At 55.3% G+C, this 1,712-nt stretch carries 2 protein-coding genes; both read left to right on the plus strand.

Features of this window, described 5'->3' with window-relative positions:
- Positions 1–512: AraC family transcriptional regulator (locus AAAB35_RS22135; protein ID WP_340670428.1), on the plus strand; the 512-nt coding region annotated here is incomplete at its 5' end.
- A 361-nt stretch (positions 513–873) separates the two neighbouring features.
- Positions 874–1,710 (plus strand): dienelactone hydrolase, encoded by an 837-nt coding sequence (locus AAAB35_RS22140; RefSeq protein WP_340670429.1) that lies wholly within the window; start codon positions 874–876, stop codon positions 1,708–1,710.
- Positions 1,711–1,712 lie beyond the last annotated feature (2 nt).

The raw sequence follows: 1,712 nt of genomic DNA on the forward strand, positions 1-1,712 counted from the left end.
GCGTTTTATGGCTGGCCATTGCCGGTTACGCCGCCACTGTTGCGGACAATGCCCGTCCCGGTGATGACGGGAATGCGCTTTCGGAGGATTTCGCCCGTTCCCCATCCACACTGAAGGTGCCCCCGGATGCTACGGAGGATAAAGCGATTGCGAACCACATCGACGCATTGATGCGGGAGCAGCATCTTTATCGTGATCCAGACCTAACGTTAGAGCGTCTTGCGCGACGTTCAGGTATTCCAGGACGCCAGATTTCCGGCGCCTTAAACAGAATCTACGGCCGCAACGTCTCCCAGGTCGTGAACGAATATCGAGTGAGCGATGCCAAACAGCGGCTGGCGACGACACGCGATCAGATAACGGCAATCATGCTGGAGGCGGGGTTCGGTACAAAATCAAACTTCAATCGAGAATTTCTTAGGGTCACGGGCATGACCCCGAGCGGCTATCGGAGCACTGGCGGTGAGAGTTCTGCCGCGCCCGGTCTGCCCCAAGAAGCTTCCATTCGATAGCCCCCGCGTGAGTTCAAGCGCCGATGCGCGATACGTTCTAAATCGTGATCTTGGACGTTCTAAATCGTGATCTTGGGCGCGTCGCACTTCAATCCGCGACAAGTTCCGACATAACCCACGGCTATGAGGAGCTTCGAGGAAAATGCTGATCAAAATCGTTGCAATGTTCTGCGCCAGCGTCCTTTCAATGGCGCTAGCGCAGCGCTCAGCCGCAGACAGTGCACTCGTCGGCGTCCGGCAGATCACAGCACCCTCCAAGGAGCGAGGCACTGAATTTCCCGTGACCGTTTGGTATCCGGCCGACGCTGGTGGCAAGCCCGTCACGCTCGGCGAAAGTCAGTTCTTTTACGGAACGGACACCATGCTCGACGCCCCTATCGCGCACGGAAGATACCCTTTGATTTTGCTATCTCATGGCGCAGGTCTGGGGGGAACTCCCCAAGCCATGAGCTGGATTGCAACGCCATTGGCAAAGCATGGGTTCATCGTGGCAGCTCCTCTTCATTTCGGGAACGGAGGAGCTAACAGGTCAGCAGCCGAAACGATGAAGCTTTGGCTTAGGCCTGCGGATATCAGCGCAACGCTCGACGCTTTGGAAAAGCAAACGGTTTTCGAAGATCACCTTGAGCCCGAAAAGACGGGTGTACTTGGGCTTTCTATGGGCGGGAATACAGCCTTGGCTTTGGCTGGTGGTCGTATCGATCCAATCCGTCTGGGGAGTTACTGTGACAACGATGTTCTCAATCCTTCGCTTTGCGGATGGGTAAAACAAAGTGGCGTTGACCTTCATGCGATGTACATGAAACTTGCTGATCGCGACAATCGGGACAGGCGCATTGCGTTTGCAATGGCAATCGACCCTGCTCCGGTAGATGTCTTTCAGATCGAATCTTTTTCGAGGGTTTCGATCCCCGTCGAGATCGTAAACCTTGGCCAACCTGGAACGATCCCCTGGACCGTGCTCTCCTCGGCAATTGCAAGGGCCATTCCGAGGGGCATGTATTCCGCGTTTAGGAATGCAAGCCACTATAGCATGTTCGGAGTGTGTAAGCCGGACGCGGCCGAGATGGCCAAATCCGCAGACATCGACGAGCCTATTTGCTCGGACGGCGATGGGCACTCACGCCGCGAAATCCATCAGGAACTGGTAAATATGGTTATTGAGGCTTTCGATCAAAGGCTCAAAACGGAGCACTAAAG

It is taken from the genome of Phyllobacterium sp. (assembly GCF_037994425.1).
Taxonomy (GTDB): domain Bacteria; phylum Pseudomonadota; class Alphaproteobacteria; order Rhizobiales; family Rhizobiaceae; genus Phyllobacterium.

Coding starts and splice junctions, on each gene's coding strand:
- AAAB35_RS22140 (WP_340670429.1), top strand. CDS start 874: ATGCTCGACGCCCCTATCGCGCACGGAAGATACCCTTTGATTTTGCTA.